The following is a 23674-nucleotide window of genomic DNA, read 5'->3' on the forward strand; positions in this document are numbered from 1 at the left end:
TTCTGGTTGGGTGGAACAGGGACTATCAGCTTAGTCGGCGTGGATGACGTTTGTGATGGTCGCAACAAAAAGCAAAGGCGGGCGGTTGTTAGCCAATGAAAAATAGTTATCGCATTCTTGGCACCTCCCTGCTGACCCTGGGGTTGGTAGGTTGTTTTGAGGTGCCGGATCAGAACCATCTGGTCACAGCTCAAGGGATTGTGCCGGGACTCGACTGCCAGCGTCCGCCGCTGGTAGCGTTGGCGACCACGGCGCTGCCCCGTGAATTCGGGGTGACGGTGTGGAATCTCTACAAGGGCCAGCGCAAGAACTGGCGCGAAGGGATGGACAGTTATGCCAAGGGGCAGGATCTGGTGTTGCTGCAAGAGTCGGCCACCCGTCCCGAGATGCTCGACTGGCTACGCGCCGGTGATTTCCAGTGGCAGCAACTGCAAGCCTTTACCCAGGGCGGCGTGTCGTTCGGGGTGATGACGGTGGCCAAGACCCCGCAGGCGTTTGTCTGTGGCGTGCGCTCCCCCGAGCCCTTGCTGCGCATTCCCAAATCCGGGCTGGTGAGCCTCTATCCGCTGCAGGGCGACCCTGACGGCGTGCTGGTGATCAACCTCCATGCGGTCAACTTCGAACTGGGGATGGCCACCTTCCGCGAGCAGCTCAACGATCTGACTGCCTTGGTACGCCGCCATCAGGGGCCGGTTATTCTGGCCGGTGATTTCAACACCTGGAGCGACAAGCGCCAGTTCTGGCTGAACAAACTGGTGGACGAGCTGGGCTTGCAAGAGGCCGTGCCGGTGCCTGATCTGCGCCGCACTGCGTTTGGCCGCCCGCTGGATCACCTCTACTACCGCAATCTGGACTTGGTCGAGGTGAGCTCACCGGCCACCGATTCCTCCGATCACAACCCCATCATTGCGCGCTTTGCCGCCCAGTCGGTGACCCCCTGATCGGGGATGATGTGCGCGTGTCGCTCATAAAAAATCCGGCGCCTGATGGCGCCGGATTTTTTTATACGCTCTGGCGGTTAACCCGCTCGGGCTGAGCCGCAGGCATTACTGGTAGAGACCCAGATTCTCTTTGGCGTAGGCTTCGAAATCGGTGCAGCCACCGATGTGCTGTTCGTCCAGGAAGATCTGTGGCACGGTATTGACCGGCTTGCCGGCGCTCTTGGCCAGATCTTCTTTGGTGATCCCTTCGGCATGGATATCCACGTAGCGGAATTTGAAGTCATCGCGCTGTTCGGTCAGCTGCTCGGCGATCTGTACGGCACGGACACAGTAGGGGCAACCCGGGCGACCAAAAATCACTGCAAACATATTTTCTCTCCGTTCTTTAAGCCGTTTTGCTATGGCCGTTGATATGAGGCAGGCAACAGCATAGCCCTGCCTCGTGGCGACTTGAAGCCGAAATTATCGATACCGTGATTCGAGTGGGCCTATTACGGCATCACTGCGGCTCGGCGATCTGGATCGGTTGCTGCTGATAGATGCTCTCCAGCACCCCCTTCTCGAATACGGTCCAGGGCCACGGTGCCTTGCTGGCACGGTAGCGCTCATGGGTGGCCGGATCTTGCGACAGACCGCGCTGGAACATCACGAACGCCTTGCGCTGGCCGCCAGCGGTGTCGATAAAGCCCACCAGATTGGAGGTGCCGGTGATGGTGCCTGTCTTGGCGTGGACCTTGTTCTTCATCATGGGGGCGGTGACACTGCGGCGCCACGCCAGAGTGCCATCCACCTGGGAGCTTGGCAGCAGCTTGATCAGGCCAAGCTCGGCATCATTTTTCTGGATGAAGTTGAGCACCGACAGCATCTGACGGGCGCTGATGAGATTGTGAGCAGAGAGGCCGGAGCCGTCGGCCAGGGTGGCGTTACCCAGATCGATACCGTTCTTGGTCAGAATGGCGCGTACCGCCATGGTGCCGCTGCGATAGCTGCCCGGCTTGTTGTAGTAGTGGCGCCCCACGGTTTTGAGGAAGGTATCGGCGTAGAGGTTGTCCGATTTCTTCAGCATTTTGGCGAGCATCACCGGCAGGGAGACCGAGTAGTGGGTGCCCAGTGTCTCGGCGCCGACCGGTGACTTGTGGGTGACTCGCAGCAGGCCATCATGCTTGATGCCCGCCCGGTTCATCGCCCAGCGGATATTGTCCCAGCCCCAGGCTTCCACATCGTGGATGGCAAAGCGCAGCCCCTGCGGCTCCTTGTTCGGGGTGATGCAGCCCTTGAGCTCGTAGAAGTTACCCTTGGCCATGTCCACTTCCAGCGCGCAGAACTGGCGCGCCATGTCGCCGTAGCTCATCACCTCCACGTTATCGGCTCCGATGCCGATGGGCACGCCGGTAGCCACGTTGCCCACTGCCGGTTTGCCAATCTGGGTGGCGGTGATGGTGCCGTAGGCGCAGTTCTTGTCGATGATGACCGACGAGACCGGTGCGGCGAAGCAGAGGGTCTGATCCCCCCACGACCAGCCGTTACCGCGCTCGTAGCCGTTGTAGGCGCCGGTGTTGACGTAGACATTGCCCTTGATGCTGCTGATGCCGAGCTGTTTGAACAGGGCCAGCAGATCCATGCGGGAGAGGGTGGGGTCACCGACGAAGTTGATCCAGATATCGCCGTTGATGGTGTCACCCTGTTTGGCGCCAGGCTGGGCCTGAATGTCGGTGGCGAAGCGGAAGTCGGCACCGAGCTCAAGGCGGGCTGCCAGTGCGGTGAGCACCTTCATGGTGGAGGCGGGGGCGATCATCTGATCCGCATGGCGGGCGAACTCCACGCCGTTATTGCCCTGCACTATGATGGCGTACTGGCCACCCTGAGGGGGCGTCAGCGGGGCGGCCTGAGCCGCCAGAGAAAAGAGAGCACAAAAACCAATCAACAGCCGCTGCATAACATCCTCTAACGTGACGAAGGGGCCCGGCAGTGGTGCCGACCCTGATAATTCAACCTGTCGATGCGGGATCGACGGGGGTAACGCAATTCATGGGATTGATGCCGGTCGCTTGGCCATCACGCCATCGAGTTGGCGGTGCGATAGCGACCCTCATAATCAAAAATCTTCTCTTTTATTTGCCAGAAGCGACCCGATTTGCGGGCGATGACAAAATCCGGATGACGGAACTGGCTTTCTGCCGCCAGCACGCTCGCCAGGGTGGTGAATTCGGGCTCCAGCCCCGGGGCGGGCCAATGATGACGCACAAAGTGCTGTTGAAACAAGCGTTGTGCGCCCGGGGAGTGAAAACCGAAGTATTCGCTGAGGGTCAGACCATCCTCATCGTGATAGGTCACCTCCAGCCGCTCCCCCTGTTTGCCGCGCCCGGCGGTGAGGGTCAGCCCCGCACAGCGGATCACCATGCAATCCTTGAGATTGAGCGCCTCTTTAAGCTTGTCGTCCGGATCCACCAGCAACTGATCGCAGCTCTGGCAGCGGCGGGCTGCAATGTCGTTCTCTGCGCCGCAGCCCGGGCAGATCTTGGCGCGAAAGCGGTAGTCGCACTCCTCGCGATTGCCCTCGTCATCTTCAAACAGCCCCTGACAGCGGCGGCCGTAGTGCTCGATCACCTTGCCATCCTCGTCGGTCTTGCCCCAGAAGGTGTTGGCAAAGCCGCAGGCGGGGCAGGGCACCTGCACCGGCTCGGTACCGGCGTGAGGGCGGGGTTCCCCCACTTCGGGGGCGAACAGGTTGAAGTTGTTGCCCGCATAGTCGAGCACCAGACAATCCTCCTTGCCGGGCGAGAGGCGCAGGCCCCGACCGACAATCTGCTGATAGAGCGACACCGACTCGGTGGGGCGCAGCATCACGATAAGATCGACATGGGGGGCATCGAAGCCGGTGGTGAGCACCGCCACGTTGACCAGAAACTTGATCTCCCGTGCCTTGAAGGCGCTGATAAGGGCATCGCGTTCCGGCCCCGGGGTCTCGCCAGTGATAAGGGCTGCACTCTGGGATTGGGCCTGCAACAGCCCCTGAATTTCCCGGGCGTGCTCGACGGTGGCGGCGAAGATCATCACCCCCTGCCGGTCGGCGGCATACTCCAGCACCTGACTCAGGATATGAGGGGTAACCCGCTGCTGGCGCTTGAGCTCGCCGTTAAGATCCGCCTCGCTGAACAGGCCGTTCTCCCGAGCCACCAGCTTGCTGAAGTCGTAGTGGACGATGGGGGCATCCACCATGCGCGGCGGCGTCAGGTAGCCGTTTTTCACCATGAAGCGCAGGGGCAGCTCGAACACGCAGTCGCCAAACAGTCGCTCGCCGTGGCTCTTGACCATGCCGTGGTAGTGGCGTCGGTAGATCCAGCCCAGCCCGAGCCGATAGGGGGTGGCGGTGAGGCCGAGGATCTTGAGGGCGGGATTGGCGGCCTTGAGGTGGTCGATTACCTGATGGTACTGGCTGTCGTCATTGAGCGAGACCCGGTGGCACTCATCGATGATCAGCAGCGAAAACGCCCCGTCGAAGGCCGCCAGATTGCGGGCTACCGACTGCACCGAGCCAAACACCACCTGGGCGTTTGCCTCCTTGCGATCCAGCCCTGCGGCGAAGATGTCGGCTTTGAGCCCCCACGCCTCGTATTTGGCGTGGTTCTGCTCCACCAGCTCCTTGACGTGGGCCAGCACCAGCACCCGACCGCGTGCCTTGCGGGCCAGTTCGGCGATCACCAGACTCTTGCCCGCACCGGTGGGCAGCACCACCACGGCGGGGTCCGGGTGTTTGCGAAAGTGGCTGATCACGGCGTTGACGGCGTCGGTTTGATAGGGTCTGAGAACGAACATGAGGGTGTGGCGTTTGGACATGGTGCGGCGCAGGATGGCGCCATTATAGGGATCTTGCCGCCACAAAAACAGCGGGCCGGCATGATGCCGGCCCGCTGGGAGGGATTGTGATGATTAATGGAACGGGAAGATGTAGTTCATCCAGCTTGCCATGCGCAGCAGTATTTTCCGCATCACCGAGACGTGATGGAAGTAGTGGGTATAGATAGCCGCCTGACCACTGGCACCGGCGATCACCTGATACTTGGGCCACTCGGGGTCAGTGATGGAGATCACTACCGGCAGACGACCCGGACGCACTGCTGTGGTCTGATCCAGCAGTCCCAGGTTGGCCTGTACGTTACCGGCGGCAATGGCCGGAACCACAGCCGTCACTTTGCCCTTGAAGATCTTGCCTGGGATGCCATCGATCACCACTTCAGCCTCGTCGCCCACCGCCAGACGCTGCATGCTGTTCTGCCAGAACCAACCGACATAGGCGGTATCGTTCTGGTGTATGAAGGTCATTACCGGACGGTACATGAAGGGGGTGGCGATCATGCCGGGGCGCAGGGCCAGCTGCACCACATGGCCATCACTCGGGGCATAGACCACGGTTTGGGCCAGCTGATACTTGGCTTCCAGCAGCTGAGCTTGCAGATCGTTCAGGGTGGCTTTCTGCTGGTCAATCTGGGCCACGATATCGTCTACGTTGGCCTGGCTGACATCCAGATCACGCTGTTTGCCGACACCACGTTGCATCAGCTCTTTGGCGCGATCCCTATCCAGTTTGGCAGAGCGCAATCTTGCTTCGATGGACTTGAGGTGCTCGCGGTTGGATTCGACCCGTGCGGTGAGGCTCTCCACTTTCAGGCGGAACGGCTCGTCATCGATGCGAAACAGCACATCCCCTTTTTTCACCGGCTGATTGGCTTGCACCGGGACTTCAACGACCCGGCCCTTGACCAGCGGCACGATCGGGGTGGAGACATAGTAGTTGCGCGCCATCTCGGAGTAGGGGTGGTTGTAGTTCATCAGCATGATCAGGGTGCCGATGAGCACCACGCCACCCAGTGCGGCGGTGGGGACGGTCCACTTGTTGAGCGGGATACGGAAGATTTTGAATACGGCCACACACAGTGCCGTATAGGTCAGGATCAGTAGCAGGTCCATGGTTTATCCCTGTTGCTCACTCTGTTCGATAGTGTTGATACGGCTCTTCAGATCCGCCAGCTCCTGCTTGAGGGCAGCCAGATCGTCTTCATCTTTTTGCAGGCGCTGGCTAAAGCCCCAGCCGCGATCGGGGCGATAGAGGGTTGCCCAGATCCAGAGGAAGGGCCACAGCACATGCAGGGTAAACAGGCTGACCCAACCCGCGACATGAATGGCATCCTGATGAGGGTGATTCCGGTGTTTGGCAATCTCGTAAGGAATATCGTGGATCACGATGACTCCATAAAAAATGACCAGCCCGACAAAGACGAGCAGGCCAAGTGCAAAATAATCAAGGGCCATTTATAACCTCCACTGGCTCGAAGCACAGCTTGAACGTTGGTTCCAACAAGAGCTAAAGCAATCAAGAATCACATATTTATCGCTAATTCGCACGGAATCTTAAGGTCTTTCGCTGTATTGAAGCTGAAGTGGTTCAATAGTTGTCTTATTAGTGTTTTTGTCATTAAAAAAGGCGCCTTGTGGCGCCTTTTAAGCTGTTTTTTACAGCACGTTTGCCGTATTACCCTTCACTGGCACGACTGACCAGCGGCTGGCGGAATTTTATCAGGAAAGCCACGGTAATCACTGCGGTAGCTGCCAGACCGATGATGGTGGAGATACCCATCTCCAGCCCGAACCCGATGGGGGCGTTGGCCAGATAGGTGAACACCACGGCGGTCATGAACATGGCAGGAAGGGTGCAGACCCAGTGCAGCTTGCCCTCTTTGATGAGGAAGGCGGCAGCGGCCCACAGCATGATGACGGCGGTTGTCTGGTTGGCCCAGCCGAAGTAGCGCCAGATCACCCCGAACTCGGCCTTGGAGATGATAAAACCAAGGATGAACATGGGGATGGCGATCAGCAGACGCTTGGCCAGCGGTTTCTGGGTCATCTTCAGGAAGTCCGCCACGATCAGGCGAGCACTGCGAAACGCGGTGTCACCGGAGGTGATGGGCAGGATCACCACGCCGAGGATGGCCAGAATGCCGCCCACGGTGCCGAGCAGGCTGGTGGAGACTTCGTGTACCACCGCGGCCGGGCCGCCGTTGGCCATGGTGGCGTTGAGCGCTTCGGTGCTATCGTAGAAGGAGAGGCCCAGGGTACACCAGATCAGGGCGATGATCCCTTCACCGATCATTGCACCGTAGAAAATGAAGCGGCCGGATTTCTCGTTTTGCATGCAGCGCGCCATCAGCGGTGACTGGGTGGCGTGGAAGCCCGATACCGCGCCACAGGCGATGGTGATAAACAGCAGCGGCCACAGCGGCAGCTCGGTCGGGTGCAGGTTGGAGAAGTCCATCCCGGTGTTGTAGAAGCCTTTGCCGGAGGCGATCAGACCGATGATGAGGCCGACCGACATGAACACCAGCAGGGCGCCAAAGATGGGGTAGAAGCGGCCAATGATCTTGTCGATGGGGACTATGGTCGCGAGGATGTAGTAGGCAAAGATCGCCACGATCCAGTAGACCAGATCGGTGGAGGTGAGGTTGGCGAGCAGCCCTGCCGGGCTCAGCACGAACACCACGCCCACCAGCATCAGCAGCACCACGGCAAACAGGTTCATGAAATGCTTGGCGGCGGTGCCCAGATGCTCACCGACCACGGTCGGTACCGAGGCGCCCTTGGCGCGCACCGACAGCATGCCGGAGAAGTAGTCGTGTACCGCACCGGCGAAGATGCAGCCAAAGACGATCCAGAGCATGGCGACCGGACCGTAGAGGGCACCGAGGATCGGGCCGAAGATGGGGCCAACGCCTGCGATGTTGAGCAGTTGCACCAGATAGACTTTTTTGTCCGACATGGGGACATAGTCCACCCCGTCAGCCATGGTAATGGCGGGGGTTTTTAGCTCGGGTTTTGGGCCAAATATCCGTTCGATGAACTTGCCATATATGAAGTAGCCGGCCACAAGCAAGCCGACACAGAGGAAGAACCAGATCATTGTTACGCTCCTGCATTGTTATTTTTTAGTGTGCAGAGCGAGTCTAAAACGGTTGCGCCTGTCTGGCAGGTGAAACCACCCGAGCGGCGTTTTGGCGCGCCGAGCGGTCGGCGGCTGTGATCAGGCGCACACTCTTGGCTCAGTCCAGTCCCAGCTGATCCTTGAGCTCCTTGAGATAGCGGCGGCTGACCGGCACCCGGGCGCCACTTGGGGTGACGATCTCCGCCAGCTGGTTATCCAGCAGCCGGATCTCGAAGATGGCATTGGGGGAGACCAGATACTGGCGGTGGCAGCGCAGCAGCGGGCTCTTTTCTTCCAGAGATTTGAGGGTGAGCTGGGTGTGGAACAGCTCGCCCTGACAGGCCACATGGACGCCACCGAGATCGGAGAAGGCATACTCCACCTGTGCGATGGGCAGCAACCTGACCCGATTGTGCAGATAGCCCGGAATGTGTTCGATGGTGGGGGCCAGCCGTTCGACCGGCTGCGGGGAGATATCCTGCTTGAGGCGAGCGAGGGTCTTGGCGAGGCGCGCGGGCTCCACCGGCTTGAGCAGGTAGTCGAAGGCGTTCTCTTCAAACGCCTGGATGGCGTACTCGTCAAAGGCGGTGACAAAGACGATGCGGGGCAGTGGGTCGAGCATGGCCACCAGTTCCATACCACTCAGCTTGGGCATCTGGATATCGAGGAACACCACGTCGGGCTTGAGCCGTTGAATAAGCGGCAGCGCCTCGATGGCGTTGGCCGCTTCCCCGACTATCTCGATGGCGGGATCGCAGGCAAGGAGCTGTTTCAGCTCCTCACGGGCGTAGAGTTCGTCATCGACAATCAGGGTGCGGATCATGGTTGCTCCTTGGGGATGGTGAACGAAACCCGGGTCCACTGCTCCGGCTCGCACGCAATGGTCACGCCGTAGCGCTCGCCAAAGGCACTCTTCAATCGCCGGTCGACGATGGTCATGCCCAGACCGTCGCCAGCGGGGCGCGCTTGCCAGGCACCGGCGTTGTCTTCCACATGGATGGTGACGCTGGCGGGCTGTTCCTCGGTCCAGAGGCGAATGCGCCCCTGCTCCAGCAGGGTCGAGATGCCGTGTTTGATCGCGTTTTCGATCAGCGGTTGCAGGGTGAAGCTGGGTAGCCGCAGGTTGGCCAGATGGGGTGGGATCTCGTTTATCACCGTCAGCCGATCGCCAAAGCGGGCCAGCTCGATCTCCAGATAGGATTGGCAGTGCTCCTGCTCCTCCTGCAGGGTGGCGAGACCGCTCTGGCGCTTGAGATTCTTGCGAAAAAAGAGCGACAGATGCAGCAGCAGATCCCGCGCCTTGTCCGGATCGCGCCGGGTGATGGCACTGATGGTGTTGAGGGTGTTGAACAGAAAATGGGGGTTGATCTGGGCCTGGATAAGTTTCAACTCGGACTGCACCAGCAGCCGCTGATGCTGCTCCAGCCGACCGGCCAGCAACTGCTGTGACAGCAGGTTGGCAATCCCTTCCCCCAGGGTGTGGTTGATCTTGAGAAACAGCCGCTTCTTCGGCTCGTAGAGCTTGATGGTGCCGATCACCCCCTTGTCTCCCTGCAGCGGGATCACCAGCACCGAGCCCAGCTGGCAAGCGGGGGAGAGGCTGCAGCGATAGGGCTGGCTGTTGCCATCGGCAAACAGCACCTTGTTGTGGGCGATGGCCTTCATGGTGATGCCCGACGCAATGGGGGTGCCCGGCAGATGGTGATCTTCACCGGTGCCGATAAAGGCGAGGATCTTCTCGGTGTCCGTGATGGCGACCGCCCCTACGCCGGTCTCTTCCTGAATGATGCGGGCAATCTTGCTGCTCGCCTCTGGCGTAAAGCCCTGACTCATGATCCCCACGGTGCGGTTGGCGATGTTGAGCGCCTTGGCGGAGAAGACCCGGGAGAACTTCTCATACATCCGCTGCTGGTCGCGGATCATGCTGATGAAGAGCGCCGCGCCACAGGAGTTGGCCAGGATCATCGGGGTGGCGATGGTGCGCACCAGCAGCAGGGATTTGTCGAACGGGGTGGCCACCAGCAGGATGATCACCATCTGCAGGATCTCGGCGTAGAGGGTGGTAAAGAAGGCGATGCGCGGTGCAAACAGGGCGTCCGTTCGTCCCGAGCGCATCAGCCGCCAGTGCACAATGCCCCCGAGCAACCCCTCGCAGGTGGTGGAGATGGCGCAGGCGAGATCGGTGAATCCCCCCAGCGTATAGCGGTGCAGACCGCCGGTCAGTCCCACCAGAAAGCCCACCAGCGGGCCCCCCAGCAGCCCTCCGAGCACGGCGCCGACCGCCCGAGTGTTGGCTATGGCATCGTCGATATCGAGGCCCACATAGGTGCCGAGGATACAAAAGCTGGAAAAGATGATGTATATCAGTATCTTGTGAGGTAGTCTCACCGAATAGTTGGCAAGCGGGCGCAGCAGCGGGCTCTTCGAGAAGAGATAGGCTATCACCAGGCTGACGCTCATCTGTTGCAGCAAGGAGAGGACCAACTGCATAAAAAACGCTCCTCATAAGCCAGCCGAAAAAATAGCCAGCTCGTGAATAAGTGTGATCAGGATCTTGTTCTGTTGGCCCACATGGCCGCAATCGGCGGTCAGTTTGCCAGAACAAGTGAATAAAACCATATTAAATCAGCACGTTAAATTGATATTTGTGTAAGCGACAGCGGGTTGATATTGATGGATGGAGCATGAATGTATCCGCTGGATACGCCACACGGAGGTGGCATGCTCCGCCCAGCCCCTTGGCTGGGCGTTTTTTATACATGGTCAGATGGCAACCTTCTGATGGGGGTTCGAGCAATTATTCCGGTTTGTCCAATGAGTTATCCCCAGCTTCTGGGGATAACTCAGAAGGCAAAGTAGTAGCAGAAGCGGCGAGTCAGGTTGAAGAACTGTCGTTGTCCCTCATCCAGCTCATCCTGTTTGATAAAGGAGGTGATGGTACGCTCGTCTTCCCGCAGATCGATCATGGCGACCGCTTCGGGCCGCTGCGCCTTGATATAGGGCAGGATCTTCGGTTTGAGGGGCATGGTGGGCTCGGTAGAGAGCACCAGCGCAATGCTCTCGTCCGAGAGTTTCACCAGTGATCCTGGCGGATAGACCCCCAGCACCTTGACCAGCAACTTGACCAGATTCTGGTCGAACTTCTTCTGGGATAATTTGTAGAGCTGGCTGATGGCCTGACTCGGCGCCGCCGGGGTGCCGCTGTTGCGGGGATGGAGCAGCTCGTCGTAGAAGTCGACCAGCCCGATCAGTCGGGCCAGCGGCGGGATCTCCCCACCCTTGATCCCGAGCGGATAGCCGCTGCCATCGAGTCGCTCGTGGTGCAGATGGGCGACCTGACGGATTTTCGGCTCAAAGGCGTTGAGCTGGGTCAGCATCTCCAGCCCGTACTGGGGATGCATATTGAGGAAGTTCTGCTCGGCCTTGCTGAGATCGCCACGTTTCTGGGTGATCTGACTCGGGATTTTCAGCTCGCCGATGTCGTGGATCAGCCCCGCAAGCCCGGCCTCCTCCAGTTCGATGGGGTTCATCCCCAGCTCGCGCGCCATCAGCATGGCGATAAAGGCAACGTTGAGGCTGTGCTGCAGCAAGATGTCGGTGTGGGGGCTGCGAATAAGGTGCAGTCCGAGGGGGCCTTCGTGCTGACTGAGGGTGAAGGCGGCATTGCGGACGATCTGCGCAGTATTGGCCAACCCTTCGTCCGGCTTGAGGTTAAGGGCACCAAGCGCATCGCGAAGTTCGCTCATGGATTGGCCAAAGGCTTTGTCGGCGGCGCGCATGGAGCGGCGAAAGGCTTTCTCATCAAAAGGGGGCGGGCCCGAGGCAATCAGCTCTTCCAACTCGTCCAGATCGGGCCCTGCATCGGGAATATCACCGCGCAGCAGCGGCTCGATGGGCAGATCGCTCTTGTCGGGGTCGACCATCAGCAGGGTGAGATCAAGGTGACGGATAATATCGAGCTGCTGCTGATCCTTGATCTTGAAGGTATTGAACATAAAAGGGTGGTTAGTCCATCCGGTGGGGAGATGGATATAGTGGCCTACTCTCAACTGCTCTATGGAAGCCTGGATCAGTGCCATCGGTTAACCTGCATTTCTGGAATGCCTACTCAACAAGCTAGCAAAATCCGATGGATAGACAACTAAAAATCCATTTTGGGGGCAGCGCGCACCTCGCGCTGTGATGGGGCGCACGAGCCCTCGGCTTTCCCTCTTAATTCGCTCTTAAGTTTTACTTCCTACGCTGGCCCCGTTGTTTTTGTTGGCTTGACCGGCCCCTGCGCAGCGGGCCGATATGTAGGAGTTGTTTATGCGTGTGACCCTCGGTGTACTGCAGACCAATCTGTTGCTGGTGCTCTTTTTTGCACTGGTGCTGAACTGGCCGATCTTTTTGCATTTCTACACGGCGCTCAGTGGCTTGTCTCATGTCAAAGTCGGGTTTGCCATCTCGATCCCACTGGTGCTTATCGCGGCGCTCAATGCCGTGTTTATTCCCTTCACGTTCCGGTTTGTGCTCAAGCCCTTTTTTACCCTGTTGCTTCTGAGCGGCTCCATCGTCAGCTACGCCATGCTCAAGTACGGCGTCATTTTTGATGCCGGTATGATGCAGAACATAATCGAAACCAACAGCGGTGAGGCGGGAGCCTATTTGAATGGCTCGGTGGCACTCTGGTTTCTGCTGACCGGGCTGCTGCCTGTTCTGGTACTCTGGTCGCTGCGGATCCGCTATCCGGCTCGCTGGTATCAGGGGCTGGCGTTGCGGGCCGGTGCACTGGCTATCTCCCTGCTGTTTATCGGGGGCGTCGCGGCACTTTACTATCAGGATTACGCCTCGGTCGGTCGCAACAACAAGTCGCTGGCAAAAGAGATTGTGCCCGCCAACTATGTGCACGGCCTCTACAAATATGGGCGGGATGTGCTGTTTGTCACCCCAATCCCCTATCAGCATCTGGGGACCGATGCCAAGGTGGTGGCCCGGGGGAAAAAGCCGACCCTGATGTTCCTGGTGGTGGGGGAGACGGCGCGCAGCCAGAACTACTCCCTGAACGGTTATGGCAAGGCGACCAACAGCTTTACGGCCAAAGAGCAGGGGGTGGTGTCGTTCAAAGATGTGCGCTCCTGCGGCACGGCCACGGCCGTGTCGGTGCCTTGCATGTTCTCCAACCTTACGCGGCGCAGCTACGATGATCAGCTCGCCAGCTCCCGTGACGGCCTGCTCGATGTGCTGCAGCATGCCGGGGTCTCGGTGCTGTGGAAAGAGAACGATGGCGGCTGCAAAGGGGTGTGCCGCAATGTACCGACCATCGAGATCCTCCCCAAATCCTATCCGGCGCTCTGTCAGGGAGAGTCCTGCTATGACGAGGTGCTGCTGGAGGGACTGGATCAGCAGATTGCCGGGATGACGGGCCAGCAGGGCAACAAGCTGGTGGCCTTTCACCTGATGGGCAGCCATGGCCCGACCTATTTCCGTCGTTACCCTGCCAGCGAGCGCGCCTTTATGCCGGACTGCCCGCGTAGCGACATCGAAAACTGCAGTAATGAAGAGCTGGTCAACACCTATGACAACACCATCCGTTACACCGACAAGGTGGTGGGGCGGCTGATCGACAAGCTCAAGTCGCTGGAGAGCCAGTACGATGTGGGACTGGTCTATCTCTCCGATCACGGCGAATCCCTTGGGGCCATGGGGCTCTATCTGCACGGTACTCCCTACAAGTTTGCGCCGGATGATCAGACCCGGGTGCCGCTGTTGACCTGGTTCTCGCCCCAGTTACAGGCCGCTCGCCAGCTGGATATGGGCTGTCTGGCGGCGGAGGCGGGCAGCCAGCGCTTCTCCCACGACAACCTCTTTCACTCCATGCTGGGCATCATGGATGTGCAGACCCGTGTTTACGACAACAAGCTGGATCTGTTCAAGCCGTGTCGGGCAGGCTAAATCTCCAATGAGCACACAATAGAAAACGGCAGCCACTGGCTGCCGTTTTGTTGTCTCGCAAGGCTGTGCCTTACTTCTGCTCCATGATGATCTGCAGCAGATCCCCTTCCAGCAGGGCGCGCTTGACCAGAGCAAAGCCGCCATAGGTCGGCTGGTTCTGGAAGCGGGCCTTCACGATGGGCAGGCCACGGTGGAAGCTCGGCAGGGATTGATGCTCGACGCAGCGACGGATGGCCGGGAAGAGGATCTCTTCGGCGGCGGTGATTTCGCCGGCGATCAGCACCTTCTGCGGGTTGAACAGGTTGACCGTAATGGCCACCGCCCGTCCCAGATGCTCACCCACGTTCTCGATGACGCTGCGGGCCAGTTCATCGCCGGCCATGGCGGCCTTGCACACTTCCTGAATGGTGATGTGCTTCTCCTGCAGCGCGCTCTGGTGGCCGCGGCTGATGAGTTCCTTCACCTTGTCGATGATCGCTTCGTTGGAGGCGATGGTCTCGAGGCAGCCGAAGTTGCCGCAGTGACAGCGCTTGCCGAGCGGTTCGACCTGGATATGGCCGATCTCGCCGACGTTGCGGTTCTGACCGAGGAACACCTGACCCTTGGTGATGATCCCGGAGCCGGTGCCCTGGTGGACACTCACCAGAATGGAGTCCATGCAGTCGCGGGACTCGCCGAAGAAGTGTTCGGCCAGTGCCAGCGAGCGGGTGTCGTTACCCACGTAGCAGGGGAGGTTAAAGTGGTTTTCCAACAGCTTCGCCAGTCCCAGATTGCGGATCTGGTACTTGGGGGTGTAGATGACCATACCGGATTCCGGGTTGACCAGACCCGGCATGGTCAGTGCGATGCTGATCAGGTTGCGGCTGCGTTCGCGGTTGGCATCGATAAAGGCGCCAATCTCCCGCAGCAGCATGTCGACCACGGGTTGCTGGTCGATCTCGGTCACCTGAGTGACGTGCTGGTCGAGCTCCTTGCCATCGAGGTCATAGAGACTCAGTTGCAGGTAGCCACGGCCCAGCTTGGCAGAGACAAACTGAAAGCGTTGTTTGATGGTGGTCAACGAGATGGCTCGCCGCCCGCCGGTAGAGGCTTGCGGTGAGGTCTCCTTGATCAGGCCATGCTCGATCAGTTGCCGGGTTATCTTGGTCACGCTGGCCGGGGCCAGCTGACTCAACTCGGCAATCTTGACCCGGGAGATGGGGCCTTGCAGGTCAATGAGCCGATATACAGCGGCACTGTTCACCTGCTTGATAAGATCTACGTTTGCTATTTGTCCGCCAGTCATGATGTCACTGTTGTGTGTAGTGTCCGTTAACCACGGTCCCACGGACCGTGAAGTCCTGATCGAAGACAGTGAGGTTGGCTACTTTACCGACCTGGATACTACCGAGACGTGAGTCCCATCCAATGGCGCGAGCGGGGTAGAGGCTGGCCATTCTCAGTGCTTCATCGAGCGGTAATCCGACCTGCTTGACCAGATTTTCCACCCCCTCAATCATGGTGAGGGAGGAACCGCCGAGTGTACCATTCTCGTCGACACACTGACCATCGCGTAAAAAGACGGTGGTGCCACAAAAATCAAATTTCTCAAAGCCTTCCGGCGCGCCGGCAGCGGCGGTGGCATCGGTGACCAGCACCAGTCGCTCACCCAGCACCTTGTGTGCCAGTCGTACGTTGGCCCAGTGAACGTGGTGACCATCGACGATGATGCCGGCATAGACATCCTTGCGATCATAGATGGCGCCCACCACGCCCGGCTCGCGACCGTTGAGGGTCGGGGTCATGGCGTTGTAGAGGTGGGTCGCAAAGCGGATCCCGTTATCGAACCCGGCCATCGCCTGATCGTAACTGGCGGCAGTGTGACCGGCAGAGACCAGAATACCCGCCTCCACCAGACGGCGGATATGGGCTGGCTCATTGCGCTCCGGTGCCAGGGTGATCTTGGTGATGGCATCCGCGTTGGCGCAGAAGAAGTCGATCATCTCGTCCGCTGGCTGGCGAATTTGCGCGGCAGGGTGGATCCCCTTGCGCTTGAGGTTGGTGTAGGGCCCTTCCAGGTGGACGCCCAGCACCTCGTTGGGGTTGGCCGCCATGTAGTCGCGGGTGACCGCAACGGCCTGCTTCATGTCGGCATCCGGACTGGTGATCAGGGTCGGCAGGAAGCTGGTGGTACCGGACTTGAGGTTGGCGGCCTGCATGGTCGCCAGGGTCTCGGTGGTGATGTCGGTGTTGAACATCACCCCGCCACAGCCGTTGAGCTGCACGTCGATAAAACCGGCGGTCAGGTTGGCACCCTTCAGGTCAATCTGCTCGATGCCCGCTGGCAGCTCGGCCAGGTGCGAGATGGCGACAATCTTGTCGCCCTCGACAAGCACCCCGTAGCCGGTCAGCACGCAGCTGCCGGTGTAGAGGGTGCAGTTGGTCAATGCGTACATGACGACTCCTTACAGACGGCCGATGTTGGCGGCTTCCAGCTGCTGGAAGTAGCGGACGGTCTTGACCTTGAGCTCCATGGTGGAGGGCTCGTCGCACACCATCATTCCCTTCGGATGCAGTTGCAGGGTGGAGATGGTCCACATGTGGTTGACACTGCCTTCCACGGCGGCTTGCAGGGCCAGTGCCTTGGCGTGACCGGTGACCAGGATCATGATCTCTTCGGCATCCATCAGGGTGCCGACACCCACGGTCAGCGCCAGCTTGGGCACCTGCTCCATGTCGCCGCCAAAGAAGCGGGAGTTGGCGATGCGGGTATCTTCGGTCAGGGTTTTGACCCGGGTGCGGGAGGAGAGGGAAGAGGCCGGTTCGTTGAATGCGATGTGGCCGTCGTTACCCACGCCACCCATGAACAGGTGGATCTTGCCGTAGGACTTGATCTTCTCTTCGTAGCGCTTGCACTCGGCCACCAGATCGTCGGCATTGCCGTTGAGGATGTTGATGTTTTCGGGGCGAATGTCGATGTGACAGAAGAAGTTGTTGTGCATGAAGCTGTGGTAGCTCTCCGGGTGATCTTCCGGCAGGCCGACGTACTCGTCCATGTTGAAGGTGACCACGTTCTGGAAGCTCACTTCACCGGCTTTGTGCAACTCGATCAGGCGCTTGTAGGTGTTGAGCGGAGTACCACCGGTCGGCAGACCCAGTACGAAGGGGCGATCCGCCGTCGGCTTGAACGCGTTGATGCGGTCAACGATGTAACGGGCAGACCAGAGGCCTACTTGGCTGGCAGATTTCAACGGGATCAGGCGCATGATGGATACCTCTGTTTCGGGTTGCGACCGGGTTGGCGGTGGCAATTGGCTAAGACGGATTCAAGTTGTTTTATAGCGTAAATAAAGATTGCGAACTAAGCCACATCTATCCACCACCTTTATCTTGTTTGGGTGATAACGATCACGATTATCGGTTTATTAATTTGCGCAGCGAAATAAAAGCCCTAGACTGCCAATCAAGCCTTGATGGCTTATGCGTCAAACGTGATAAGCACTTAATTTCTAGAAAAACATTAACTAAGGAGAGGAACCGTGAACATTCTCGGTTATTTGCAAAAGATCGGCCGTGCCCTGATGGTGCCGGTAGCGGTATTGCCTGCCGCAGCGATCCTGATGGGGGTTGGCTACTGGATTGACCCGAATGGTTGGGGTGGTGACAGCGCGCTGGCTGCCTTCCTGATTAAGGCGGGTTCGTCACTGATTGATAACATGTCCACCTTGTTTGCGGTGGGTGTCGCTTACGGTATGTCCAAGGATAAAGACGGTTCTGCTGCCCTGGCAGGTCTGGTCGGCTTCCTGGTCGTTACCACCCTGCTGAGCCCGGCGACTGTCTCTATGATCAAAGGGATACCACTTGATCAGGTGCCAGCTGCTTTCGGCAAAATTAACAACCAGTTCGTGGGTATCCTGTGCGGTGTTATCGCTGCTGAGTTGTACAACCGCTTCAGCAGTGTCGAGCTGCACAAGGCACTCTCCTTCTTCTCCGGTCGCCGTCTGGTACCGATCGTAACCTCCGTCGTGATGATCGTCGTCTCCTTCATCCTGATGGCGGTATGGCCGGTCATTTACGGTGGTCTGGTCTCCTTCGGTGAATCCATCGTGAGCCTGGGCTCTACCGGCGCCGGTATCTACGCCTTCTTCAACCGTCTGCTGATCCCGATTGGTCTGCACCACGCTCTGAACTCCGTGTTCTGGTTCAACGTGGCCGGTATCAACGACATCCCGAACTTCCTGGGTGGTCAGGCTACCATCGATGCCGCACTGGCCGCTGGCAAGAGTCTGGATCAGGTGAAAGGCGTGGTCGGTATGTACCAGGCTGGCTTCTTCCCCATCATGATGTTCGGTCTGCCGGGTGCCGCTCTGGCCATCTACCACTCCGCCAAGAAAGAGAACAAAGAGAAAGTTGCCTCCATCATGATCGCAGCTGCCTTTGCCTCCTTCTTCACCGGTGTCACCGAGCCGCTCGAGTTCTCCTTCATGTTCGTGGCGCCGGTACTGTATGTCATCCACGCCGTACTGACCGGTATCTCCGTGTTCATCGCTGCCTCCATGCACTGGATGGCTGGTTTCGGCTTCAGTGCTGGCCTGGTGGATATGGTGCTCTCCAGCCGTAACCCGCTGGCGACCAACTGGTACATGCTGCTTGCTCAGGGTCTGGTGTTCTTCGGTCTCTACTACGTGGTGTTCCGCGCAGTGATTGCCAAGCTGAACCTGAAAACCCCGGGTCGTGAGGAAGATGAGGACACAGCTCCGGCTGCCGCTCAATCTACCAACCGTACCGAGCTGGCCAAGCAATACCTGGAAGTGCTGGGTGGTCAAGAGAACCTGGTCTCCATCGATGCCTGCATCACCCGTCTGCGTCTGACTCTGAAAGATCGCAGCGTTGTCGATGAGCGCAAGCTGAAAGCCCTGGGTGCGGCCGGTGTGGTCAAACTCGGTGAGCAGAACCTGCAGGTGATTCTGGGCCCCTTGGCCGAAATCATCGCCGGTGAGATGAAAGCCCTGCGTTAATCGAGCCCCTCGCTCGCCTCAAGTCTAAGTCCATTGTTGACATAATTAAGGGCCCCGCTCCGGGGCCCAATATAAAAAAAGCCAAGAAATTCCAACCTTTACTTCAAATGAGAGCAGCAGTTATGAACTTGAAACATTCTCTGTTAGCCATTGCTATGTCTACTGTTTTTGCCGGCCCTGCGCTGGCAGCCGATGCCGCCAAGCAGGCCGTGGTCGACTCCCTCGCCAGCAACCTGGTGGTCAAGTATGAGCTGGTCACCAATGACGGTGCCGGTGCCGGCCTCGATTGCCAGGCGCTCGGTTCAGAGTGGGCGAGCTGCGGCGTTGCCAAGCTGCACCTGACCAACACCGGTGCTGATGTGACCTCCAAAGACTGGAGCATCTACGTCTCCTCCATCCGTCGTCTCCAGCGGGTGGATAACGACCAGTTCACCATCACCCACCTGACCGGCGATCTTTATCGTTTGACGCCAACCGAGAAGTTCCAGGGCTTTGCCAAGGACGCCACGGTCGAAGTGCCGCTGGTGGTGGAATACTGGACACTGTTCGAATCTGATGTGATGCCGAACTGGTATGTCGCCAGCGAAGGTGCCGAGCCGAAAGTGCTGGCCAGCATGAGCAACATCGACGATGCCAGCAGCTACCAGAAGCCGATGCCGGCCGATGGCTGGAAGCGCACCAAGGATGACAAGAACATCCTGATGAACAGCGAAACCCGTTTCGCGGCCAACCAGACCAGCGCGCTGCTGCCAGCTGGCAAGATTGACAATCAGATCCTGCCGACTCCGCAGAAGCAAGTGGTCAAGGCCGGCCCGCAGGTTGACTTCTCCACCATCAAACTCAATGCCCTGGACTTGCCAAGCGATCGCGCCGAGGCCCTGAAGGCTCAACTGACCAAGCTGGGTGTTACCCTCTCCGACACCGGCTACCCAGTGACAATCAAGCTCGGCAGCAAGCTCAAGCATGCTGAAGGCTATGACATGACCATCGGTCAGAAAGGCACCGTGATCCAGGGTCGCGACATCGACGGAGCATACTGGGGTGCCCAATCCCTGATCTCCCTGCTGGGTGTTGATGACAAACTGGTGAGCCCGATGACCGTCGAGGATGCGCCGCGCTTTGAATACCGTGGCATGCAGACCGACGTGGCCCGTCACTTCCGCAGCCTGGATACCATGAAGAAGCTGGTTGACCAGATGTCTGCCATGAAGCTCAACGTGTTGCATCTGGGGCTGACCAACGATGAAGGCTGGCGTCTGGAGATCCCGGGTCTGCCTGAGTTGACCCAGGTCGGTAGCCAGCGTTGCCACGACGAGTCCGAAACCAAGTGCCTGATGCCGCAACTGGGTTCCGGCCCGACCAGCGACAACCAGGGTTCCGGTTTCTACAGCAAGTCTGACTACGTGGATCTGGTGCGTTACGCCAAGGCCCGCGGTGTGACCGTGGTGCCCGAGATCAACATGCCTGCACACGCCCGTGCCGCCGTGGTCTCCATGGAAGCGCGCTACAAGCGTCTGATGGCGGAAGGCAAAGAGGCGGAAGCCAACCAGTTCCGTCTGACTGACCCGGCGGATACCTCCAACGTCACCTCGGTTCAGTACTACGACAAGATGTCCTTCATCAACCCTTGCCAGCCAGGTGCTGCCACCTTCGTGGCCAAGGTGATGGATGAAGTTGCCCAGATGCACCAGGCCGCCGGTCAGCCGCTGACCGCATGGCACTACGGTGGTGACGAGGCGAAGAACATCATGCAAGGTGCGGGATTCCAGGATCCGGCCGTCACCAAGAAAGAAGAGCTGGTCGCCTGGAAAGGCAACGTTGACTCCAGCAAGCAGGACAAGCCGTTTGGCAAGTCCCCGATGTGCCAGAAGATGATCGACGATGGCAAGATCAAAGAAGTGGGCGAGCTGCCGGTTTACTTCGCCAAGGAAGTGGGCCAGATGGTCAAAGACCGCGGCTTCTCTACCCTGCAGGCGTGGGAAGATGGCCTGAAGTACGCCAGCGGTGCCAAAGACTTCGCCACCGACAACACTCGAGTCAACTTCTGGGAAACCCTCTACTGGGGTGGCTTCAACGAAGCGATGAAGTGGGCGCACAAGGGTTACGAAGTGGTGCTGTCCAACCCGGATTACCTCTACTTCGACTTCCCGAACGAAGTACACCCGGCCGAGCGTGGCTACTACTGGGCAACCCGTTTCAACGACACTCGCAAGGTGTTCGCCTTCGCCCCGGAAAACCTGCCGCAGAACGCCGAAACCTCGGTTGACCGCGACGGCAACGCCTTCGTGGCCAAGGGTGACCAGGATCCGGTCAAGTTCAAGGGGATCTCCGGTCAGCAGTGGAGTGAAACCGTGCGTACCGATGCTCAGTACGAGTACATGGTCTACCCGCGTATCTTCTCCGTGGCCGAGCGTGCCTGGCACAAAGGTGGCTTCGAGCTGGATTACGTGAAGAACCGCGAGTTCTCCGGCGAGACCAAGCATGTCAACAAGGCCACCCTCAACAAAGAGTGGAATCAGTTTGCCAACGTCCTGGGTCAGCGCGTGCTGCCGAAACTGGATCAGGCCGGTGTTGAATACCGCCTCTCCGTACCGGGTGCCAAAGTGGTGAACGGTGTGCTGGAAGCGAACGTGGACCTGCCGGGTCTGCCCATCCAGTACAGCCTGGACGGCACCAACTGGAGTGCCTATGACGCCGCGGCCAAGCCGAGCGTGAATGGCAAGGTCTACCTGCGTACCACCAGCTTCGATGGCAAGCGCACCAGCCGCGTCACCGAACTGAACTGATAGCAGTCAACCGTTAATGCAAGGTGGGTCGCAAGACCCGCCTTTCCCAAGGGCGATGGCGCATCGGGTTTGGGAAAGGTTGACTGTGCGTGTGAGCCTTTGTTGTGTGTAATTGTCTGTTTTGTTTTTCATCACTTTCAGCCCCGCCTTGTGCGGGGCTTTTTTATCCATTTGCTGCGCAATGTGCCAACCCTGCCCGTTTTTAGTGGCGCAATGGCCGGGAAATGGCCCGGAAGTGCCAAATTCAGGTTGAGGCAGCGCCCGTAATGAGGGATCATACCCGGCTTGACGGCGGGGGGATGAGGGTGCCAGCCGGCACAACTTCCGCCAGTGACGCTTTTTTGAGGTGAGCCATGAGTCAGGCGAACAGCCCAACTAACTTTATTCGTCAGATCATTGATGAAGATCTGGCCAGCGGTAAGCACAGCAGCGTGCATACCCGTTTTCCGCCCGAGCCGAACGGTTATCTCCATATCGGCCACGCCAAGTCCATCTGCCTGAACTTCGGCATCGCTCGCGACTATCAGGGCCAGTGCAACCTGCGTTTCGATGACACCAACCCGGTGAAGGAAGATATCGAATACGTAGAGTCCATCAAGCAGGATGTGCAGTGGCTCGGCTTCCAGTGGAGCGGCGAGATCTGCTACTCCTCCGACTATTTCGACAAGCTGCACGGCTACGCCATCGAGCTGATTGAAAAGGGTCTGGCCTATGTGGACGAGCTGACGCCCGAGCAGATGCGCGAGTACCGTGGCACCCTGACTGAAGCCGGCAAGAACAGCCCGTTCCGCGATCGCAGCGTGGAAGAGAACCTGGCGCTGTTTGCCAAGATGAAGAACGGCGAGTTCGCCGAAGGCACCGCCTGCCTGCGCGCCAAGATCGACATGGCCTCTCCCTTCATGGTGATGCGCGATCCGGTGATCTACCGCATCAAGTTTGCCCACCACCACCAGACCGGTGACAAGTGGTGCATCTACCCGATGTATGACTTCACTCACTGCATCTCGGACGCGCTGGAAGGGATCACCCACTCCATCTGTACCCTGGAGTTCCAGGACAACCGTCGTCTGTACGACTGGGTGCTGGACAACATCACCATCGATTGCCACCCCCGTCAGTACGAGTTCTCTCGTCTGAACCTCGAATACACCGTCATGTCCAAGCGCAAGCTGAACCTGCTGGTGACCGAGAAGCACGTCGATGGTTGGGATGACCCGCGCATGCTGACCGTCTCCGGTCTGCGTCGTCGTGGTTACACCCCGGCCTCCATCCGCGAGTTCTGCAAGCGCATCGGCGTGACCAAGCAGGACAACATCGTCGAGATGAGCATGCTGGAAGCCTGCATCCGCGAAGACCTCAACGAGCATGCGCCGCGCGCCATGGCCGTGCTGCATCCGGTGAAAGTGGTCATCGAGAATCTGGCTGCCGATGAAGTGCTGACTGCCCCGGCCCACCCGAGCAACGCCGAGATGGGTACCCGCGAGCTGAACTTCACCCGCGAGATCTTCATCGATGAAGCGGACTTCAAAGAAGAGGCGAACAAGCAGTTCAAGCGTCTGGTGCTGGGCAAGGAAGTGCGTCTGCGCAATGCCTATGTGATCAAGGCCGAGCGCATCGAGAAAGATGCCGATGGCAAGGTCACCTGCATCTACTGCTCCTACGATCCCGAGACTCTGGGCAAGGATCCGGCCGATGGCCGCAAGGTGAAAGGGGTGATCCACTGGGTCAGCGCCACTCACTCCCTGCCGGCTGAAGTGCGTCTCTACGATCGTCTGTTCAAGGTACCGAACCCGGGTGCCGAGGATGACTTTGAAGCCGCGCTGAACCCGGATTCACTGGTGATCATCGAGGGTGCCCGTGTCGAGGCCTCCCTGAAGAGCGCCCAGCCGGAGCAGGCTTACCAGTTTGAGCGTGAAGGTTACTTCTGCGCCGACAACAAGCTCTCCAGCCCGGAGCATCTGGTGTTCAACCGCACCGTTGCCCTGCGCGACTCCTGGGGCAAGGTAGAAGGCTAAGCCGATGGGGCAGGGGAGACCCTGCCCT

At 59.0% G+C, this 23674-nt stretch carries 17 protein-coding genes; 5 read left to right on the plus strand and 12 right to left on the minus strand.

The features are described from left to right. Window positions 1–95 precede the first annotated feature (95 nt). Window positions 96–941, plus strand: coding sequence for an endonuclease/exonuclease/phosphatase family protein (locus I6G90_RS01865; protein WP_075114512.1), 846 nt, complete (start codon window positions 96–98; stop codon window positions 939–941). 105 nt (window positions 942–1046) lie between these two features. Here I6G90_RS01865 and I6G90_RS01870 read toward each other — a convergent pair whose 3' ends face one another. The 9 genes from I6G90_RS01870 to I6G90_RS01910 form a co-directional block, all read right to left on the minus strand. After that, complete coding sequence (locus I6G90_RS01870) at window positions 1047–1310, minus strand: GrxA family glutaredoxin (protein ID WP_005359380.1); 264 nt, start codon at window positions 1308–1310, stop codon at window positions 1047–1049. Window positions 1311–1440: 130 nt separating this feature from the next. Beyond that, the gene (gene dacB / locus I6G90_RS01875; RefSeq protein ID WP_197929492.1) at window positions 1441–2877 is read right to left on the minus strand and encodes a D-alanyl-D-alanine carboxypeptidase/D-alanyl-D-alanine endopeptidase; all 1437 of its coding nucleotides are present in this window, start codon (window positions 2875–2877) and stop codon (window positions 1441–1443) included. 119 nt (window positions 2878–2996) lie between these two features. Further along, complete coding sequence (locus tag I6G90_RS01880) at window positions 2997–4757, minus strand: DEAD/DEAH box helicase (RefSeq protein ID WP_197931136.1); 1761 nt, start codon at window positions 4755–4757, stop codon at window positions 2997–2999. A 114-nt stretch (window positions 4758–4871) separates the two neighbouring features. Beyond that, complete coding sequence (locus I6G90_RS01885; protein WP_197929494.1) at window positions 4872–5909, minus strand: HlyD family secretion protein; 1038 nt, start codon at window positions 5907–5909, stop codon at window positions 4872–4874. A gap of 3 nt (window positions 5910–5912) precedes the next feature. Next, window positions 5913–6251, minus strand: a complete 339-nt coding sequence (locus I6G90_RS01890) for a DUF3302 domain-containing protein (RefSeq protein ID WP_033138938.1) — start codon at window positions 6249–6251, stop codon at window positions 5913–5915. Between the two features lie 220 nt (window positions 6252–6471). Beyond that, window positions 6472–7893, minus strand: a complete 1422-nt coding sequence (locus I6G90_RS01895) for a carbon starvation CstA family protein (protein ID WP_139407531.1) — start codon at window positions 7891–7893, stop codon at window positions 6472–6474. A gap of 139 nt (window positions 7894–8032) precedes the next feature. Further along, window positions 8033–8737 carry a two-component system response regulator BtsR gene (gene btsR / locus I6G90_RS01900; protein ID WP_163128251.1) on the minus strand — a complete coding sequence of 235 codons (705 nt, stop codon included), beginning with the start codon at window positions 8735–8737 and terminating at the stop codon, window positions 8033–8035. Then, the gene (locus I6G90_RS01905) at window positions 8734–10404 is read right to left on the minus strand and encodes a sensor histidine kinase (RefSeq protein WP_197929496.1); all 1671 of its coding nucleotides are present in this window, start codon (window positions 10402–10404) and stop codon (window positions 8734–8736) included. Before I6G90_RS01905 ends, btsR begins: the two co-directional genes overlap by 4 nt. A 353-nt stretch (window positions 10405–10757) precedes the next feature. Beyond that, window positions 10758–11993, minus strand: coding sequence for an HD-GYP domain-containing protein (locus I6G90_RS01910; RefSeq protein ID WP_139407535.1), 1236 nt, complete (start codon window positions 11991–11993; stop codon window positions 10758–10760). Between the two features lie 229 nt (window positions 11994–12222). Here I6G90_RS01910 and I6G90_RS01915 point away from each other — a divergent pair, with 229 nt between their 5' ends. Further along, window positions 12223–13848 carry a phosphoethanolamine transferase gene (locus I6G90_RS01915; RefSeq protein WP_197929498.1) on the plus strand — a complete coding sequence of 542 codons (1626 nt, stop codon included), beginning with the start codon at window positions 12223–12225 and terminating at the stop codon, window positions 13846–13848. A gap of 70 nt (window positions 13849–13918) precedes the next feature. On the opposite strand, the gene nagC is transcribed toward I6G90_RS01915, so the two are convergent. Genes nagC through nagB form a run of 3 tightly spaced genes read right to left on the minus strand, consistent with a single transcriptional unit; the run spans window position 13919 to window position 17093 of the window. Further along, the gene (gene nagC / locus I6G90_RS01920) at window positions 13919–15133 is read right to left on the minus strand and encodes a DNA-binding transcriptional regulator NagC (RefSeq protein ID WP_042057499.1); all 1215 of its coding nucleotides are present in this window, start codon (window positions 15131–15133) and stop codon (window positions 13919–13921) included. A gap of 4 nt (window positions 15134–15137) precedes the next feature. Further along, complete coding sequence (gene nagA, locus I6G90_RS01925; RefSeq protein ID WP_111806542.1) at window positions 15138–16283, minus strand: N-acetylglucosamine-6-phosphate deacetylase; 1146 nt, start codon at window positions 16281–16283, stop codon at window positions 15138–15140. Window positions 16284–16292: 9 nt separating this feature from the next. Continuing rightward, window positions 16293–17093, minus strand: coding sequence for a glucosamine-6-phosphate deaminase (gene nagB / locus I6G90_RS01930; protein WP_139709121.1), 801 nt, complete (start codon window positions 17091–17093; stop codon window positions 16293–16295). 273 nt (window positions 17094–17366) lie between these two features. Between nagB and nagE the strand changes: the two genes are divergently transcribed. From nagE to glnS, 3 genes are all read left to right on the plus strand, one after another. Next, window positions 17367–18845, plus strand: coding sequence for an N-acetylglucosamine-specific PTS transporter subunit IIBC (gene nagE, locus I6G90_RS01935; RefSeq protein ID WP_197929500.1), 1479 nt, complete (start codon window positions 17367–17369; stop codon window positions 18843–18845). A 122-nt stretch (window positions 18846–18967) separates the two neighbouring features. Beyond that, a complete protein-coding gene (locus tag I6G90_RS01940) occupies window positions 18968–21631 on the plus strand; it encodes a beta-N-acetylhexosaminidase (RefSeq protein WP_197929502.1) in 2664 nt (887 codons plus the stop codon). 353 nt (window positions 21632–21984) lie between these two features. Next, complete coding sequence (gene glnS / locus I6G90_RS01945) at window positions 21985–23646, plus strand: glutamine--tRNA ligase (protein WP_075112111.1); 1662 nt, start codon at window positions 21985–21987, stop codon at window positions 23644–23646. Window positions 23647–23674: the final 28 nt, after the last annotated feature.

The organism is Aeromonas allosaccharophila (assembly GCF_016026615.1).
Lineage (GTDB): Bacteria > Pseudomonadota > Gammaproteobacteria > Enterobacterales > Aeromonadaceae > Aeromonas > Aeromonas allosaccharophila.

What these genes read in the sequence shown, in the direction of transcription:
- I6G90_RS01880 (WP_197931136.1), bottom strand. Translation starts at nt 4,757, where the DNA reads ATGTTCGTTCTCAGACCCTATCAAACCGACGCCGTCAACGCCGTGATC.
- I6G90_RS01865 (WP_075114512.1), top strand. Translation starts at nt 96, where the DNA reads ATGAAAAATAGTTATCGCATTCTTGGCACCTCCCTGCTGACCCTGGGG.
- dacB (WP_197929492.1), bottom strand. Translation starts at nt 2,877, where the DNA reads ATGCAGCGGCTGTTGATTGGTTTTTGTGCTCTCTTTTCTCTGGCGGCT.
- I6G90_RS01905 (WP_197929496.1), bottom strand. Translation starts at nt 10,404, where the DNA reads ATGCAGTTGGTCCTCTCCTTGCTGCAACAGATGAGCGTCAGCCTGGTG.
- I6G90_RS01890 (WP_033138938.1), bottom strand. Translation starts at nt 6,251, where the DNA reads ATGGCCCTTGATTATTTTGCACTTGGCCTGCTCGTCTTTGTCGGGCTG.
- nagB (WP_139709121.1), bottom strand. Translation starts at nt 17,093, where the DNA reads ATGCGCCTGATCCCGTTGAAATCTGCCAGCCAAGTAGGCCTCTGGTCT.
- nagC (WP_042057499.1), bottom strand. Translation starts at nt 15,133, where the DNA reads ATGACTGGCGGACAAATAGCAAACGTAGATCTTATCAAGCAGGTGAAC.
- I6G90_RS01910 (WP_139407535.1), bottom strand. Translation starts at nt 11,993, where the DNA reads ATGGCACTGATCCAGGCTTCCATAGAGCAGTTGAGAGTAGGCCACTAT.
- I6G90_RS01870 (WP_005359380.1), bottom strand. Translation starts at nt 1,310, where the DNA reads ATGTTTGCAGTGATTTTTGGTCGCCCGGGTTGCCCCTACTGTGTCCGT.
- glnS (WP_075112111.1), top strand. Translation starts at nt 21,985, where the DNA reads ATGAGTCAGGCGAACAGCCCAACTAACTTTATTCGTCAGATCATTGAT.
- nagA (WP_111806542.1), bottom strand. Translation starts at nt 16,283, where the DNA reads ATGTACGCATTGACCAACTGCACCCTCTACACCGGCAGCTGCGTGCTG.
- btsR (WP_163128251.1), bottom strand. Translation starts at nt 8,737, where the DNA reads ATGATCCGCACCCTGATTGTCGATGACGAACTCTACGCCCGTGAGGAG.
- I6G90_RS01915 (WP_197929498.1), top strand. Translation starts at nt 12,223, where the DNA reads ATGCGTGTGACCCTCGGTGTACTGCAGACCAATCTGTTGCTGGTGCTC.
- I6G90_RS01895 (WP_139407531.1), bottom strand. Translation starts at nt 7,893, where the DNA reads ATGATCTGGTTCTTCCTCTGTGTCGGCTTGCTTGTGGCCGGCTACTTC.
- I6G90_RS01940 (WP_197929502.1), top strand. Translation starts at nt 18,968, where the DNA reads ATGAACTTGAAACATTCTCTGTTAGCCATTGCTATGTCTACTGTTTTT.
- I6G90_RS01885 (WP_197929494.1), bottom strand. Translation starts at nt 5,909, where the DNA reads ATGGACCTGCTACTGATCCTGACCTATACGGCACTGTGTGTGGCCGTA.